The following is a 15,796-nucleotide window of genomic DNA, read 5'->3' as shown; positions in this document are numbered from 1 at the left end:
ATGGACGTCCAGGCCGGCGTCACCGGGCGGAAGGGCTGAACCGCCGTGGCCCCGTGGCGGATCTCCGGGTTCGACGAAGTCCGCGAGCTGGGCTCGGGCGCGCAGGGGCGCGTGGTGCTGGCCCGGCCCACCGGATCGCGGTCCCCGGTGGCGATCAAGTACGTGCACCGGCGTCCGGGCGACGAGGCGGCCATCGACCGGCTGCGGGCCGAGGCCGTCATGCTCGGCCGCGTCACCGACCCGCATGTGACCCGGCTCTACCGGTTCGTGAGCGGCGAGGACGGCGCGGCCATCGTGATGGAGGCCGTCAACGGGGTCTCGCTCAAGGCGATCCTGGCCGAGCACGGCAAGCTCGCACCCGAGGCCGCGCTGGTCGTTCTGAAGGGCTCGCTGCTGGGGCTGGGCGCTGCGCACGCGCTCGGGGTCGTCCACCGTGACTACAAGCCCGCCAACGTGGTCGTCCAGAGCGACGGCCTCAGCAAGCTCGTCGACTTCGGCGTGGCCACGGTTTCCGGCGACGGGGCCCGGATGGGCACGCCTGCCTACATGTCGCCCGAGCAGTGGGAAGGACGGGCCGCCTCGCCCTCCACCGATGTGTATGCGGCGACCTGCGTGTTCTTCGAGTGCGTCACCGGGCACCGGCCGTACCGGGCGACCGGCCTGCCCGGGTTGAGGCGGCAGCACCTCACCGAACCGGTCCCGGTGGAGGAGGTCCCCGAACCGCTGCGGCCCCTGGTCACGGCGGGCATGGCCAAGGATCCGGACGGGCGCCCGCCGTCCGCCCGGGATTTCCTCACGTCGCTGGAGGCCGTCGCGTCCGAGGCGTACGGGGCCGACTGGGAGCATCGCGGCGTCCGGGCCCTGGCCGCGGGCACGGTGGCCCTGGCGGCGCTGCTGCCCCTGGGCGCTCTCATCGCGCAGGGGATGGCGGGCGGCGGGGCCGCCGCCGCGGCGCAGGGCGGGCTGCTGGCCACCACCGGAGCGAAGATCACCGCCGCGGTGCTCGGCACCACGCTGGTGGCCGGGGCCGGGACCGCCGGGACCCTCGCCGTCCAGGACGAGACGGCGCCGCCACGACCGACCGCCACCAGGACGGCCGCCGTGGTCCCCGTGCTGTCCTGCGCGTTCGACCGGGAGCGCTCGTCACCCTCCCGGATTCGGCTGCCGCCCCAGGTCGCGTTGCCGGCGCGTGCGGCCGTCTACCAGGTGCCGTTCCGGGACGTCCGGTTCATCGGACCCGCCGGGCAGGACTGCGGCGGAACCGGCGGAAGCGGGATCGGCATGGCGGGCACCCGAGGCGTGATGGTGGTGCTCTACACGCGCGGCTACGAATGCGGCTTCTTCCCCGACAGCAACGAAGCGGCCCAGCGCAGGCGCACCACGCCACAGCACTGCGGCTCCCCCCGAGCAGTCTCGGACCGGGAGGACATTCCGATCGGCCTGCCGGGCCACCTCGCCTATCTGGTGTCCGGCCATCCGATGAACGACCAAACCGACGGCGTGTCGTTGGTCATGCACACCCCGATGCGCTCCGACCTCGTGGACGCCGGTCCGTACATCCACTGCTACCTGCCCCGCCGGGACGCCGACATCTGCGCCGCCGCGCTCATCCACCGCCTCGACGAGATCATGCGGCCGCGCGGTGTCGGCCAGGCCGCCCTCGACCGCGCGGCCCGGCAGATCACCCGCTACGTCGGCGCCCACCTCTGATCGAGGGACGCCGGCGTTCGCGGTCTCCAGAGGCAGGAGGCGACGAGGACGAGTGTGAAGAGGAGGACGACGACGCGGGCGGCCTCGTACTGGGGGGGTGGCGATGCCGATGCCCGGCAGGACGATGGCCGTGAGCAGCGCGCCGCGGACGATGAGGAGTTCGTCGAGCCGGCTGGGCCGGACGAGTGCGAGGAGGGGGAGGAAGGCGGCGTCGTACCAGGGGTACTGGACGGGGGAGAGGACGACGCAGGCGACGGCGAAGGCGGCGATCGGGCGCGCGTCCAGGACCGCCTCGGGGACGAGCGGTGACCGGCGGTTGAGGCGCCACCAGATGAGGAGCGCCAGGCCGCCGGTGGTGGCGGCGATGGCGGGGGTGTAGAGCGCCGGGCGTTCGAGCAGGGCGCCGGGGACGGGGAGGAAGAGGTCGTTGTCGTGGGCCAGGCGCCTTGTCAGGGAGGCGATGGCGGCGGGCCCGGCGACGAGGTAGCCGGTGGCGAGGGTGACGGCGCCGCCGAGTGCCCCGGTGGCCAGAAGGCGGGGGTGGCGCAGGCCCGCGATCGCCAGTCCGAGGACGGGCAGGGCGAAGGTGGCCTTGACGGCGACGGCCGCTCCGGCGAGGGAGCCGGCCAGGAGCGCGGGACCGAGCGCGGCCCGGTTTCCGACGACGAGGACGGCGCCGACGAGGAATGTGATCGCGAGGGCGTCGGCGTGCCCGCTGCCGATCATCCAGAACAGCATCACGGGGTTGAGCGTCCACAGGAGCGCGGCGCGGGTGCGGGCGGCGCGGTCGGGGCCCGTGAGCCGGTGGAGCATGTACGCGGTGGCCGTGAACGCGGCCGCGTGGAAGAGCTTGAGCCAGAGGACGATCCAGGCCATGGAGGCGCCGCCGAGGTGTCCGGCGAGCGCGTGGACGGCGGTGGCGGCGGGGCCGTAGACGGTGGGGTGCCCGGCCCAGGGCTCGGGACGCAGCAGCCCGACCGGGTCTCCAAGCCGGTACAGGTGTTGCGGGGTCATGGTGTACGGGTTGTGCCCCAGGTCGGTGATGCGGCCGTAGACGGCGTAGTTGAGGATGTCGACCGATCCCGCGACCGGAAGCACCGTCATGAGCGCCGCGGCCGCCGCGCCGAAAGTGAGGATGACGCGCGGGGGCAGCCCTTTCCACCCCCGCCGCAGGGCCCACAGGACGGCGAGGGTGCCGGCGGCGGCGCAACCGATGGCGGTCCGGCCGAGCCAGGTGACCGTTGTGCGGGAGAGGCCGAGCGAGCCGGAGAGGAAAGGGCCTTCGGAACCCCGTTCGGGGACCAGTCCCGAGGGTCCGGCGGCCATCCCGGCGCACAGCAGGACCATGCCGGCTCCCATCAACGCCAATCCTGTCAGCGCGAAGGTCGTACCGGACCGGCCCGGCCGTGAAGCGGCGGCCGTCGGGAGGGGATTCGAGGTCGGGGCGGAGAGCGACACGGACGGAGACCGTAAACGACCAATATGGCCAAGAGATGTCACCCGGGAACTGCTCGAACTCCACGAGACCGGGTTCGCCATTCACATTCTCGAAAGGCGAGCATTTCCTCCGCCGAACCTTGTCGTTAAGTGATAAGGAGTGTGCGGCCCGTGCCTGTTCGGAAACGGACGGTGAGTTTTTCTGGCCTCACCCGGCCAGGTCCTCGCCGGCGGGAAGCCAGCGCAGCGCTTCGGCCTGGAACGGGACCTCGGCCTCCAGCCGGCACAGCACTCCGATGCCGACGCCCAGGGCGCGCTGCGCGTGGACGGCTCCGGGCGGGAACGCCATGCTGAGCCCGACCGGCATCGAGGCGGTGATGCCGGCGAGCGCGTCCCGCAGGTACGCGGCGTCGAACCTGAACGACTCGGCGAACGCGGGCGCGCCCGAACGCAGGAACAGCTCCCGCAGCCGCACCGGGTCGGCCCGGACGCCCGGACGCAGGAAACCCGCCTCGCGCAGTGCCTCCTCCAGGTCGGCGCCGTCGTCCAGTGCCGCCAGGTGGACGTTCATCCACCGCTCCAGCGGCGTCACGGTCCCGGGCGGGTGCCGGTAGACGGCGCCGAAGTCCAGGACGCCGAGCCGCCCGTCGTCCAGGAGGCGGAAGTTGCCGGGGTGCGGGTCGCCGTGCATCATGCCGCAGCGCGGGATCCCGGAGAACAGCAGGCGGGTCAGCAGCAGTCCGGCGCGGTCGCGGGCCTCCCGGCTCCCGGACTCGGCGACGCGCGCCAGCGGCGTCCCGCCGACCCAGCCGGTGACCAGGACGCGGCCGCGCTGCAGCACGACCTCCGGGACGAGGAAGCCGGGGTCGTCCAGGTAGGCGGCCCGGAACGCCCGCTGCGCCGAGGCCTCGCCGGCGTAGTCGAGCTCCTCGGCGATCCGGTCCATGAGTTCGGTGGCCAGCGCCCGGCCGTCGAGCTCCGGCGACAGCAGCCCGGTGAACAGGCGCATCGCCAGGACGACCGCGTCGCGGTCGCCGAGCAGTTCGTCGCGGGCCCGCGGGTACTGGACCTTGACCGCCACGGCCCGGCCGTCCGCGCCCCAGCGCGCCCGGTGCACCTGACCGAGGGAGGCGGCCGCGGCGGCGTCGAGGTCGAAGGAGGCGAACAGGTCCCGCCAGCCGGGTCCCAGGTCCTCGGCCAGCACCCGCTCCACCGTGCCGGCGCTCTCGCGGCGCGCGTCCTCCTGCAGCACGGCCAGCCTCCGCCGGTACACCGCCGACACCGCGGGCGGCAGCACCGCCTCGTACACCGACAGCACCTGGCCGAACTTCATCGCCCCGCCGCGCAGCCCGCCGAGCACCTCGACGAGCTGGTCGGCGGTGCGTTCGTGCAGGTCGAGCGCGGACTCGTCGGTCAGGCGCCCGAGGGCCCGCAGCCCGCCCGCCAGGACGAGCCGCCGCGTGACGCCCACGGGGACCGCCGACAGGCGCGCCATCCGGGAAAGCGATCGGATCCTCATGGACGCCAGCGTCGCCGCCGCGCCCCCGTCCGCGCATCGCCCCGCGGGCGCCGGCCGGCCTATGACCGGGGTCGCGGCCGGGTACGACCACGGTCCGATGACGGCGCGCGGCGGCGCTTCCTAGGATCTGCGCATGGGTCGGATCGAGGCCGTCTTCCTCCGCCATCCCCCTCCGTGGCCGGTGCTCCGCTTCTTCGGCTGCGTCGGCGTCGCGTGGGCCGTCCTCGCCGTGGCGCTGTCACCGGCGCCCATCGCGAGGACCGTGCCGGTCGCCGCCTACATCGCGGTCTGGACCCTCCAGGTGGTGCGGCCGTGGCGGGTCCCGCCCGCGCTGGTGCCGTGGGCCGTGCTCGCCGTCCTGGCGCCCCTCGTCCTGGCGCCGCCGGCGCAGAGCGCGCCGGGGGAGTTCCGGCCGTTCCCGTTCACCGAGGGCACCTTCGCCGACGGCGCCCTCGCGGTGGCCACCGCGCCAGCCTGGGCGCATCTGGCCATCCTCGCGCGGACGCGGGACCTGGTGTGGTGCGCGCCGGTCGCGCTGGCGCTCGCCCCGCTGCAGCGGTTCGCGGCCGGGAACCTGCCGCTGTGGCCCACCTGGATCATGTGGGGGATCGGCTTCCTCCTGCTCGGCCTGGCGTTCCGCCTGCACACCGCGCTGTACGAGGCGCGGCTGCGGCTGGACCGGGAGGCGGTCGCCGAGGAGCGCCGCAAGATCGCCCGCGAGGTGCACGACCTGATCGGCCACGGGCTCGGCGTGGTGCTGCTCAACATCGGCGCCGCCCGGCGCGCCGCCGCACGCGGGGACGCCGCCGCCGCGGTCGGCGCGCTGGAGGAGGCCGAGCGGGTCGGGCGCCGCGGCGTCCGCGACGTCCACCAGGGCCTGGTCCTGCTCCGCGACCCCGGTGCGGCGGCGGGACCGATCGCCCCGCCGCCGCCCACCGCCGAGGACATCCGCGCCCTCGTCGACGGGCTCGGCGCCGACGGGCTGTCCGTCGAGCTGACCACGAGCGGCGACCTCGCGTCCGTGGACCCGGCGGTGGGGCTGACCCTGTTCCGCGTCGTCCAGGAAGGGCTGTCCAACAGCGCCCGCCACGCGCCCGGCGCCGCCGCCGCGGTCACCGTCAGCGTCGGCGCCCGGCACGCGCTCGTCACGGTCGCCGACCGGGGCGCCGCACCGCCGGGCGGCCGGACCGCCCCGCCCGCCGGCGGCGGGCTCGGCCTGGTCGGGATGCGCGAGCGCGTCACGGCGCTCGGCGGCACCCTGCACGCCGGGCCGGACGGCGCCGGGTGGCGGATCGACGCCGCGATCCCGCTCGGCGGCGTCCGGTGACCGCGCTCCTGCTGGTGGACGACCAGCCGCTCGTGCGCGCCGGGCTCGTCCGGATCTTCGAGGGCGAACCCGGTCTGGAGGTCGCCGGCGAATGCGCCGACGGCGACGAGGTGGTCCGGGCGGCGGCCCGGGTGCGGCCCGACGTCGTCCTCATGGACGTCCGGATGAAGCGGGTGGACGGTGCCGAGGCCACCCGGCTGCTGCGCGCCGTCCCCGGCGCGCCGCCCGTGCTGACGCTCACGATGTTCGACGATCCGGCGGTCGTCGCCGCCGTGCTGGCCGCGGGCGCCGCCGGCTTCGTTCTCAAGGACGCCCCGTGCGAGGAGATCATCCAGGCGACCCGGGCGGTCGCCGCGGGCAAGGGCTGGCTCGACCCGGCCGTGGCGCCGCAGGTCCTCGACGTCTACCGCACGCGCGTCGGCGCGACACCGCCGCCGCCCGCGCTGGCCGGGCTGTCCCCGCGCGAGCGGCAGGTGCTCGCCCTGATCGGGGAGGGGGCGACCAACCCCGAGATCGCGGTCCGGCTCAGCATCGCCGAAGGGACCGTCAAGACCCACATCGGACGCGTGTTCACCAAGCTCGGCCTCCGGGACCGCGCCGCCGCCGTCATCTTCGCGCTCCGCCACGGCCTCACCCCCTGAAGGGGCCAGAAGTCGCCGCCCTGCCGGCCGGACGCAAAATCCGGGCCGTCGGCGGGGTGGCCGCGTCAGTGCCGCGTCAAGACTGGCGGCCTCCTCGTCAAGGAGTCGTTAAGGGGGGTCGAAGCGCCCAGAATGCGGCGATTTACTCACCGAGGGCCCCGAGAGGCGCGGGCCGCTCGTGATCCGGTATTCGACAGAGGTGACCGACCAATGAGTGATGTGGCGTTCGTCCTGCTGACCGTGGCGATCTTCGCCGCGCTCGGCCTGCTGGTGAAGGGCGTGGAGCGGCTGTGAGCGCCGAGAACCTCATCGGGCTGGTGCTGGCCGCCGCCCTGATCGTCTTCCTGATCGCCGCCCTGCTGTATCCGGAGCGTTTCTAGTGAGTCCGACGGCCGCGGGGCTCCTCTTCCTGGGGTCCCTGGTGCTCGCCGTGGCGGTCGCGTACCGGCCGCTGGGCGACTACATGTACCGCGTCTACAGCGGTACGAGGCATTCGCGCGTGGAGCGCGTGCTCTACAAATGCATGGGCGTCGAGCCCGGCGGCGAGCAGACCTGGGGCGTTTACGCGCGCAGCGTGCTCGCGTTCTCGGCGATCAGCGTCCTGTTCCTTTACGGCTTCCAGCGGCTGCAGAACCATCTGCTGCTGAGCCTGGGCATGGATCCGGTCAAGCCGGACCAGGCGTGGAACACCGCGGTCAGTTTCGTGACCAACACCAACTGGCAGTCGTACTCGGGCGAGTCGACGATGGGCCACCTGGTGCAGATGGCCGGGCTGGCGGTGCAGAACTTCGTGTCGGCGGCGGTCGGCATGGCGGTCGCGATCGCGCTGGTGCGCGGGTTCGCCCGGAAGAAGACCGAGCACCTTGGCAACTTCTGGGTGGACCTGACCCGCGGTGCGCTGCGCATCCTGCTGCCGATCGCGTTCGCCGGCGCCATCGCGCTGATCATCGGCGGGGTCGTGCAGAACTTCGACGGCGGCACGACGGTGACCACGCTCACCGGCCACCCGCAGACGATCACCGGCGGGCCGGTGGCGAGCCAGGAGGCCATCAAGGAACTGGGCACCAACGGCGGCGGGTTCTACAACGCCAACTCGGCGCACCCGTTCGAGAACCCGGTGTCCTGGACGAACTGGCTGGAGATCTTCCTGATCCTGCTGATCCCGTTCGCGCTGCCGCGCACGTTCGGCCGGATGGTGGGCCAGAACCGGCAGGGCTACGCGATCGCCGCGGTGATGTCCCTGATCGCGATCGCGAGCATCGCGCTGACGATGACCTTCCAGGGGATCCACCACGGCACCGTGCCGACCGCCGTGGGCGCCTCCACCGAGGGGACCGAGACGCGGTTCGGCGTCCTGAACTCGGCGGTGTTCGCCGCCGCGACCACGCTGACCTCGACCGGCGCCGTGAACTCCTTCCACGACTCCTACACCAGCCTCGGCGGCATGATGACGATGTTCAACATGATGCTGGGCGAGGTGGCGCCCGGCGGGACCGGCTCGGGCCTGTACGGGATGCTGGTGCTGGCCGTGATCACGGTGTTCGTGGCGGGCCTCATGGTGGGCCGCACGCCCGAGTACCTGGGCAAGCGGATCGGCTCCCGCGAGATCAAGTTCGCCGCGATGTACTTCCTGATCACGCCGATCCTGGTGCTGGCGGGGACCGCGGCGGCGATGGCGACCGCGAGCGGCCGCGAGGGCATGCTCAACACGGGGCCGCACGGGCTGAGCGAGGTCCTGTACGCCTTCACCTCCGCGTCCAACAACAACGGCTCGGCGTTCGCCGGCCTGACGGTCAGCACGGTCTGGTACGACACCGCGCTGGGCCTGTGCATGGCCTTCGGCCGGTTCCTGCCGATCATCTTCGTGCTGGCGCTGGCCGGGTCGCTGGCCCGCCAGGGGCACGCGCCGGCGTCGGACGGCACGCTGCCCACGCACCGGCCGCAGTTCGTCGGCATGGTCGCCGGGGTCACGGTGATCCTGGTCGCTCTCACGTTCCTGCCCGCGCTGGCGCTCGGGCCGCTGGCCGAAGGGATCCACTGATGCCCACGCAGACCTTGCGGAAGACCGGGCAGGTGCCGGGCGCCCCGGCGTCCAAGGGGGGCGGCCGGGTCCAGGGCGGGCTGCTGGACCCGAAGCTGCTGGTGACGACGCTGCCCGACGCGTTCCGCAAGCTGGACCCGCGGACGCTGTGGCACAACCCGGTGATGCTGATCGTCGAGGTCGGGGCGGTGTGGAGCACGGTCCTGGCCGTGCTGGAACCCACCGTGTTCGCCTGGGCGATCGTGGCGTGGCTGTGGCTGACGGTGCTGTTCGCCAACGTGGCGGAGGCGGTGGCCGAGGGGCGAGGCAAGGCGCAGGCGGACACGCTGCGCAAGGCCAAGACCGACACCGTCGCCCGCCGGCTGCCCGAGTGGGCCCCGGGCCGTCCCGGCGGCCTCCGGGAGGAGCGGGTCGGCGCGGCCGACCTGCGGCAGGGCGATGTCGTGGTCGTCGAGGCCGGGCAGACCATCCCCGGTGACGGGGACGTGGTCGAGGGCATCGCGAGCGTGGACGAGTCGGCGATCACCGGCGAGTCCGCCCCGGTGATCCGGGAGTCGGGCGGCGACCGCTCGGCGGTGACCGGCGGCACCAAGGTGCTGTCGGACCGGATCGTCGTGCGGATCACGCAGCGGCCGGGGGAGTCGTTCATCGACCGGATGATCGCGCTGGTCGAGGGTTCCAGCCGGCAGAAGACGCCCAACGAGATCGCGCTCAACATCCTGCTGGCCGCGCTCACGATCATCTTCCTGCTGGCGGTCGCCACCCTCCAGCCGCTGGCGATCTACTCCAAGGCCGGCAATCCGGGTGTGCCGGACTCCCTGGCGCTGGACGGGAACGGCGTCACCGGGATCGTGCTGGTGTCGCTGCTGGTCTGCCTGATCCCCACCACGATCGGGGCGCTGCTGTCGGCGATCGGCATCGCGGGCATGGACCGGCTCGTGCAGCGCAACGTCCTGGCGATGAGCGGGCGGGCGGTCGAGGCGGCGGGCGACGTCAACACGCTGCTGCTGGACAAGACCGGCACGATCACCCTCGGCAACCGGCAGGCCGCCGAGTTCATCCCGGTCGACGGGGTGACCGAGGACGAGCTGGCCGGCGCGGCGCAGCTGTCCAGCCTCGCCGACGAGACTCCCGAGGGCCGCTCGGTGGTCGTCTTCGCCAAGCAGCGGTACGGGCTGCGCGAGCGCGAGCCCGGCGAGCTGGCGCACGCGACCTGGGTGCCGTTCACCGCCGAGACCAGGATGAGCGGCGTCGACCTCGACGACCGGGGCGGCCGCCGCCGGATGCTGCGCAAGGGCGCGGCGAGCGCGGTCGCGGACTGGGTGCGCGAGCGCGGCGGGACGGTCTCGCAGGACCTGGGCGCCACCGTCGACGGCGTCTCCGCGTCCGGCGGAACCCCGCTGGTGGTCGGCGAGGTCGTGCACGGCACCGCCCGCGTCCTCGGCGTCATCCACCTCAAGGACGTGGTGAAGGAGGGCATGCGGGAGCGGTTCGACGAGATGCGCCGGATGGGCATCCGCACCGTGATGATCACGGGGGACAACCCGCTGACCGCCAAGGCGATCGCCGACGAGGCCGGGGTGGACGACTTCCTGGCCGAGGCCAGGCCCGAGGACAAGCTCGCCCTCATCCGGACCGAGCAGGAGGGCGGCCGGCTCGTCGCGATGACCGGGGACGGCACCAACGACGCCCCCGCCCTCGCCCAGGCCGACGTCGGCGTGGCGATGAACACCGGCACCTCGGCCGCCAAGGAGGCCGGGAACATGGTCGACCTGGACTCCGACCCGACCAAGCTCATCGAGATCGTCGAGATCGGCAAGCAGCTGCTGATCACCCGGGGCGCGCTGACCACCTTCTCCATCGCCAACGACATCGCCAAGTACTTCGCGATCATTCCCGCGCTGTTCGTGGCGCTGTTCCCCGGCCTGGACGCGCTCAACATCATGCGGCTGCACAGCCCGCAGTCGGCGATCCTGTCCGCGGTGATCTTCAACGCGCTGATCATCATCGCGCTGATCCCGCTGGCCCTGCGCGGCGTGCGCTACAAGCCCGGCGGCGCGTCCAAGCTCCTGTCGCGCAACCTGTACGTGTACGGCCTGGGCGGGATCGTCGCCCCGTTCATCGGCATCAAGCTCATCGACCTGATCGTCCAGTTCCTCCCGGGGATGTCCTGACATGCGTCTACCAAGCTGGATCCGGCAGCACCTGGCCGCGCTGCGCGCGCTGCTGGTCTTCACCGTGCTGCTCGGCGTCGCCTACCCGCTGGCCGTGTTCGCGGTCGGCCGCCTTCCCGGCCTGCAGGACAAGGCGGACGGCTCGCTGGTCTCGGCCGGCGGCCGGACGGCCGGCAGCGCCCTCATCGGGCAGTCGTTCACCGGCAAGGACGGCGCCCCGCTCAAGCAGTACTTCCAGAGCCGCCCGTCGGCCGCCGGCGACGGCTACGACCCCACCTCCTCCGGCGCGAGCAACCTGGGCCCGGAGAGCATCGTCGACACGCTGCCGAACCCGAAGCTGGTCGCCGCCGGCAAGGAGGACGAGAACGCCTCGCAGAGCCTGCTCACCCAGGTCTGCGAGCGCAGCAGGAGCGTCGGGGAACTGGAGGGCGTCAGCGGCGCCCGCCCGTTCTGCACGCCCGGCGGGGCCGGCGCCGTCCTCGCGGTCTTCGGCGCCCGCACGGCGGCCGGGGACGTCCCGCACCCGACCCGCGTGGTCAGCCTGAACGAGCAGGCGGGCGTGGTGCGGGCCCCGTTCATGGCCACCTACAAGGGCGTCCGGGTCGAACCGGCCCGGTACGGCGAGGACTACTCCGCCGGACTGGTCGTCCCGGTCAGGGGGAGCGCGCCCGCGCAACCCGCCGTGCCCGCCGACGCGGTCACCGCCAGCGGCAGCGGCCTGGACCCGCACATCAGCCTCGCCTACGCGCGGCTCCAGGCCGGGCGGGTCGCCCAGGCCCGCGGCGTCTCCCCGGCCCAGGTCGAACAGCTCGTGAAGAAGGAGGAGACGGGACGGGCCCTCGGGTTCATGGGACAGCCGGCGGTCAACGTCCTGAAACTGAACATGGCGCTGGACGGAAGGTTCCCGTACCGCGGTTGACCCCGCGGTAACGGGTGACGCGGGGCCGGGAGGAACACATGGGCCGGGGAAGTCTGCGCATCTACCTCGGGGCCGCGCCCGGGGTCGGCAAGACCTACGCCATGCTCGCCGAGGCGGGGCGGCGGCGGGAACGCGGCACTGACGTGGTGGTCGGCTTCGTGGAGACGCACGGCCGGGAGCGGACCGCGCGGCTGCTGGACGGGCTGGAGACCGTCCCGCGCCGGGAGCTGGCCTACCGGGACGCCTCGTTCACCGAGCTGGACGTGGACGCGGTGATCCGGCGCGGCCCGGCGGTGGCGCTGATCGACGAACTGGCGCACACCAACGTGCCCGGCTCCCGCAACGCCAAGCGCTGGCAGGACATCGAGGAGATCCTGGACGCCGGCATCGACGTGATCTCCACCGTCAACGTCCAGCACCTGGACTCGGTCAACGACGTCGTCGAGCGGATCACCGGGGTGCCGCAGCGCGAGACCGTCCCCGACGAGGTGGTCCGCCGCGCCGACCAGATCGAGCTGATCGACATGACCCCGCAGGCGCTGCGGCGCCGGATGGCGCACGGCAACGTGTACGGGCCCGACAAGGTCGACGCCGCCCTCGGCAACTACTTCCGGGTCGGCAACCTGACCGCGCTGCGCGAGCTGGCGCTGCTGTGGCTGGCCGACAAGGTGGACGACCAGCTCGACCGGTACCGAGCCGACCACGACATCCGCGGCACCTGGGAGGCCCGCGAACGCGTCGTCGTCGCCCTCACCGGCGGCCCCGAGGGCGACACGCTGATCCGCCGCGCCGCCCGCATCGCCGACCGCACCAAGGGGACCGACCTGCTCGCCGTGCACGTCACCCGCGCGGACGGCCTCACCGGAGCCGGGCCCGCCCATCTCACCCGCCAGCGCGCCCTCGTGGAGAGCCTGGGCGGCAGCTACCACCAGGTCGTCGGCACCAACGTCCCCGAGGCGCTGCTGGACTTCGCGCGGGGCGTCAACGCCACCCAGCTCGTCCTCGGCGCGTCCCGCCGGGGCCGGATCGCCCAGCTGTTCTCCCGCGGGGTCGGCGTCACCGCCACCGCCCAGTCCGGCTCGATCGACGTCCACCTGGTCACCCACGAGGAGACCAGCCAGGGGAGGCGCTGGAAGGCGCTGCGCACCGCGTGGGGCGTGCCCGCCAAGCGGCGCAACGCCGGGTTCGCGGCCGCGGCCGCGGGGCTGCCGCTGCTCACCTTCTTCCTCGACCACACGCGCGACCAGCTCTCCCTCACCAGCGAGATCCTGCTGTTCCAGGCGGCGGTGATCGGGGTCGCGATGATCGGCGGGCTGTTTCCCGCGATCTTCGCCGCGATCGCCGGCTCGCTCCTGCTCAACTACTACTTCACGCCCCCGCTCTACACCTTCACCATCAACCAGCCCGAGGCGTTCCTCCAGCTCATGGTGTACGTGGTGGTGGGGATGACGGTCAGCACCATCGTGGACGTCACCGCGCGCAAGAGCCGGGAGGCGGCACGGGCCCAGACCGAGTCGCAGATCCTGTCCATCCTCGCCGGGGACATCCTGCGCGGTGACGCCCCCGCCGGCGGGCGCCGCGACTCCACGGCCCTGGCCGGCATCCTCGAACGGCTCCGCGAGACCTACGGCCTCGCCTCCGTCACCCTGCTGGAACGCGATCCCGACGAGCCCGCCACCCCCGACACGCTCCGCGACCCCGACGCCTGGATCGTCGTCGCGACGGTCGGCGGCGAGCCGTGCACCAGCCCGGACGCCGGCGAGACCGACATCCTCGTCGATGACGACGCGCTCGCGCTCGTGCTGCGCGGCCGCACGCTCCCGGCCGCCGACCGGCGGGTGCTGGAGGCGTTCGCGGCCCAGGCCGCGGTGGCGCTGCGGCACCGGCGGCTGGCCGAGGCCGCCGAGCAGGTCCGCCCGCTCGCCGCCGCCGACCGCATGCGCACCGCGCTCCTCAACGCCGTCAGCCACGACCTGCGCACCCCGCTCGCCTCCGCCAAGGCGGCCGTCGACAGCCTGCGCAGCCCCGACGTCGACTGGAGCGCCGAGGACCAGGACGAGCTGGTCGCCACGGCCGCCGAGTCGCTGGAACGGCTCGACCGCCTGGTCGCCAACCTCCTCGACATGAGCCGGCTCCAGGCCGGGTCGCTGGGCGTCACCCGGCGCCCCCTCGCCGCCGAGGACATCGTGCCCCGGGCCGCCGGGGACGCGACCGGCGTCCGGATCCGCGTCCCCGACGGCCTGCCCGAACTGCTCGCCGACCCGGCCCTGCTGGAACGCGTCCTGGCCAACCTCATCGGCAACGCCGTCCGGTACAGCCCGCCCGGCGAGCCCGTGCTGGTCACCGCCAGCGCGCACGCCGGACGCCTGGAGCTGCGCGTCATCGACCGCGGCCCCGGGATCCCGCCCGCCGACCGCGACCGCGTCTTCGAACCCTTCCAGCGCCTGGGCGACCGCGACAACCACACCGGCGTGGGTCTCGGCCTGGCCCTCTCCCGCGGCCTGACCGAGGCCATGGACGGCACCATCGACATCGAGGAGACCCCCGGCGGCGGCCTCACCATGGTCGTCACCCTGCCGGCGGCGGAACCGGGCGGCGACCTGGCGGCCGGCGTGCCCGGCGGGCGCGAAGGAGACGAGGAATCATGACGCGCGTGCTCGTGGTGGACGACTCCCCGCAGATCCTGGCCACCCTGCGCATCAACCTGCGCGCCCGCCACTACGACGTCCGCGTCGCCGCCGACGCGGGCCGCGCCCTCACCTGGGTCGCGGACTGGCGGCCCGACCTGGTCGTCCTGGACCTGGGCCTGCCCGACGCGGACGGCATCGAGGTGATCCGGTCGCTGCGCGGCTGGACCTCGGTGCCGATCCTGGTGCTGTCGGGACGGACCGAGAGCACCGACAAGGTCCACGCCCTGGACGCCGGCGCCGACGACTACGTGACCAAGCCGTTCGGCGTCGACGAGCTCCTGGCCCGCATCCGCGCCATCACCCGCAGGGCGCCCGCCGACCAGGTCTCCCCGATCGTCCAGGTCGGCGACCACACCGTCGACCTGGTCCGCAAGACCGTCACCGGCCCCGGTGAGGCCAAGGTCCACCTGACCCCGATCGAATGGAAGCTGCTGGAGATCCTGCTGCGCAACCCGGGCACGCTGGTGCCGCAGCGCCGCCTGCTCGCCCAGGTCTGGGGCCCCAACCACGTCAAGGAGACCAACTACCTGCGGGTCTACATGGCCTCGCTGCGCCGCAAGCTGGAGAGCGAGCCCGCGCGCCCCGCACACCTGATCACCGAACCGGGGATGGGCTACCGCTTCGAGCCGTGACCATCGCCCGGCTTTCTCGCGATGAAGCGGAACTGGTAGTCGCTGACCGTCTCGACCACGGTGCCGGTGAAGCCCACGGCCTCCAGCCGCTGCCCGAGCGTGGCCGGATCGACCGGGACATAGGTGTCGTCGACATGGCCCCGGCGGATCATCTCCCCGTCGATCGACTCGACTCCCAGCAGTGCCGCGCCGGGACGGAGCGCGCCGTGCAGCCGCGCGAACAGCCGGTCCTGCGCCGCGGGCGACTCCAGGTGGTGGAGCATCGAGAAGCAGGTCGCCGCCGAGAACCGGTCCGGTGCCAGGTCCAGGGCGCCGGCGTCGCCCTCGATCACCTCCACCGGGGCGTCGCCGAGCCTGGCCCGCACCTCCGCGGCGAGCCGGGGATCGATCTCGACGGCGGTGACGCGGGGCGCCAGCGACACGAGGAGTTCGGTGGTGAGGCCGTAGCCGGGGCCGATCTCCAGGACGTGGTCGCCGAGCTCGGCCACCTCCTGGAGCCAGGGCAGCAGGTCGGTGCGCAGCGCCTCGGCCCACTCCGGGCTGGACAGGTAGGCCAGATGGGACTTGTTCATCATGACGCCATTACCTCACCCATCGGCGTGACCGGCTGTGCGGCAACGGCCGACCTGTTGCCCCGCGCGGCCACGCGGACAACACGGCGGACAACACTTGTTGCGTGTGCCTCGTAGTTGCGAGCGACTTGTAA

Annotated in this window: 12 protein-coding genes and 1 pseudogene; 10 read left to right on the top strand and 3 right to left on the bottom strand. The window is 73.2% G+C overall.

Translation table 11 applies throughout. The features are described from left to right. The first annotated feature begins 45 nt into the window (after window positions 1-45). Together ACZ466_RS09390 and ACZ466_RS09385 are read left to right on the top strand one after the other, a co-directional pair. Complete coding sequence (locus ACZ466_RS09390) at window positions 46-1,710, top strand: serine/threonine-protein kinase (RefSeq protein ID WP_378285591.1); 1,665 nt, start codon at window positions 46-48, stop codon at window positions 1,708-1,710. 54 nt (window positions 1,711-1,764) lie between these two features. After that, the gene (locus ACZ466_RS09385; RefSeq protein WP_464044073.1) at window positions 1,765-2,019 is read left to right on the top strand and encodes a hypothetical protein; all 255 of its coding nucleotides are present in this window, start codon (window positions 1,765-1,767) and stop codon (window positions 2,017-2,019) included. Between the two features lie 255 nt (window positions 2,020-2,274). Here ACZ466_RS09385 and ACZ466_RS09380 read toward each other — a convergent pair. Both ACZ466_RS09380 and ACZ466_RS09375 read right to left on the bottom strand, forming a co-directional pair. Next, window positions 2,275-3,036 (bottom strand): annotated as a pseudogene (locus ACZ466_RS09380) (polyprenol phosphomannose-dependent alpha 1,6 mannosyltransferase MptB); the annotation flags it as partial. A 319-nt stretch (window positions 3,037-3,355) separates the two neighbouring features. Beyond that, the gene (locus tag ACZ466_RS09375) at window positions 3,356-4,666 is read right to left on the bottom strand and encodes an ABC1 kinase family protein (RefSeq protein ID WP_378285589.1); all 1,311 of its coding nucleotides are present in this window, start codon (window positions 4,664-4,666) and stop codon (window positions 3,356-3,358) included. Window positions 4,667-4,799: 133 nt separating this feature from the next. On the opposite strand from ACZ466_RS09375, the gene ACZ466_RS09370 reads away from it, so the two are divergent. From ACZ466_RS09370 to ACZ466_RS09335, 8 genes are all read left to right on the top strand, one after another. Beyond that, on the top strand, window positions 4,800-5,993 hold the full coding sequence (locus ACZ466_RS09370; protein ID WP_464043199.1) for a sensor histidine kinase: 1,194 nt from the start codon (window positions 4,800-4,802) through the stop codon (window positions 5,991-5,993). Beyond that, complete coding sequence (locus ACZ466_RS09365) at window positions 5,990-6,634, top strand: response regulator transcription factor (RefSeq protein ID WP_378285587.1); 645 nt, start codon at window positions 5,990-5,992, stop codon at window positions 6,632-6,634. Before ACZ466_RS09370 ends, ACZ466_RS09365 begins: the two co-directional genes overlap by 4 nt. Window positions 6,635-6,924: 290 nt before the next feature. Continuing rightward, window positions 6,925-7,014 (top strand): K(+)-transporting ATPase subunit F, encoded by a 90-nt coding sequence (gene kdpF / locus ACZ466_RS09360; RefSeq protein WP_378285586.1) that lies wholly within the window; start codon window positions 6,925-6,927, stop codon window positions 7,012-7,014. Continuing rightward, on the top strand, window positions 7,014-8,675 hold the full coding sequence (kdpA, locus tag ACZ466_RS09355) for a potassium-transporting ATPase subunit KdpA (RefSeq protein ID WP_378285585.1): 1,662 nt from the start codon (window positions 7,014-7,016) through the stop codon (window positions 8,673-8,675). The genes kdpF and kdpA overlap by 1 nt, the downstream gene beginning before the upstream one ends. Beyond that, window positions 8,675-10,849, top strand: coding sequence for a potassium-transporting ATPase subunit KdpB (kdpB, locus tag ACZ466_RS09350; RefSeq protein ID WP_378285584.1), 2,175 nt, complete (start codon window positions 8,675-8,677; stop codon window positions 10,847-10,849). Before kdpA ends, kdpB begins: the two co-directional genes overlap by 1 nt. A 1-nt stretch (window position 10,850) precedes the next feature. Next, entirely contained in the window at window positions 10,851-11,768 is a 918-nt protein-coding gene (locus ACZ466_RS09345; RefSeq protein ID WP_378285583.1) for a potassium-transporting ATPase subunit C, read from the top strand. Window positions 11,769-11,806: 38 nt separating this feature from the next. Continuing rightward, the gene (locus ACZ466_RS09340; RefSeq protein ID WP_378285582.1) at window positions 11,807-14,416 is read left to right on the top strand and encodes an ATP-binding protein; all 2,610 of its coding nucleotides are present in this window, start codon (window positions 11,807-11,809) and stop codon (window positions 14,414-14,416) included. Beyond that, window positions 14,413-15,090, top strand: a complete 678-nt coding sequence (locus ACZ466_RS09335; protein ID WP_378285581.1) for a response regulator — start codon at window positions 14,413-14,415, stop codon at window positions 15,088-15,090. Before ACZ466_RS09340 ends, ACZ466_RS09335 begins: the two co-directional genes overlap by 4 nt. On the opposite strand, the gene ACZ466_RS09330 is transcribed toward ACZ466_RS09335, so the two are convergent. Continuing rightward, entirely contained in the window at window positions 15,072-15,665 is a 594-nt protein-coding gene (locus tag ACZ466_RS09330) for a class I SAM-dependent methyltransferase (protein ID WP_378285580.1), read from the bottom strand. The two genes, ACZ466_RS09335 and ACZ466_RS09330, sit on opposite strands and share 19 nt — an antisense overlap. Between the last annotated feature and the right edge of the window lie 131 nt (window positions 15,666-15,796).

The organism is Actinomadura rugatobispora, from assembly GCF_055379765.1.
This window is presented reverse-complemented; position numbering and strand designations above follow the sequence as displayed.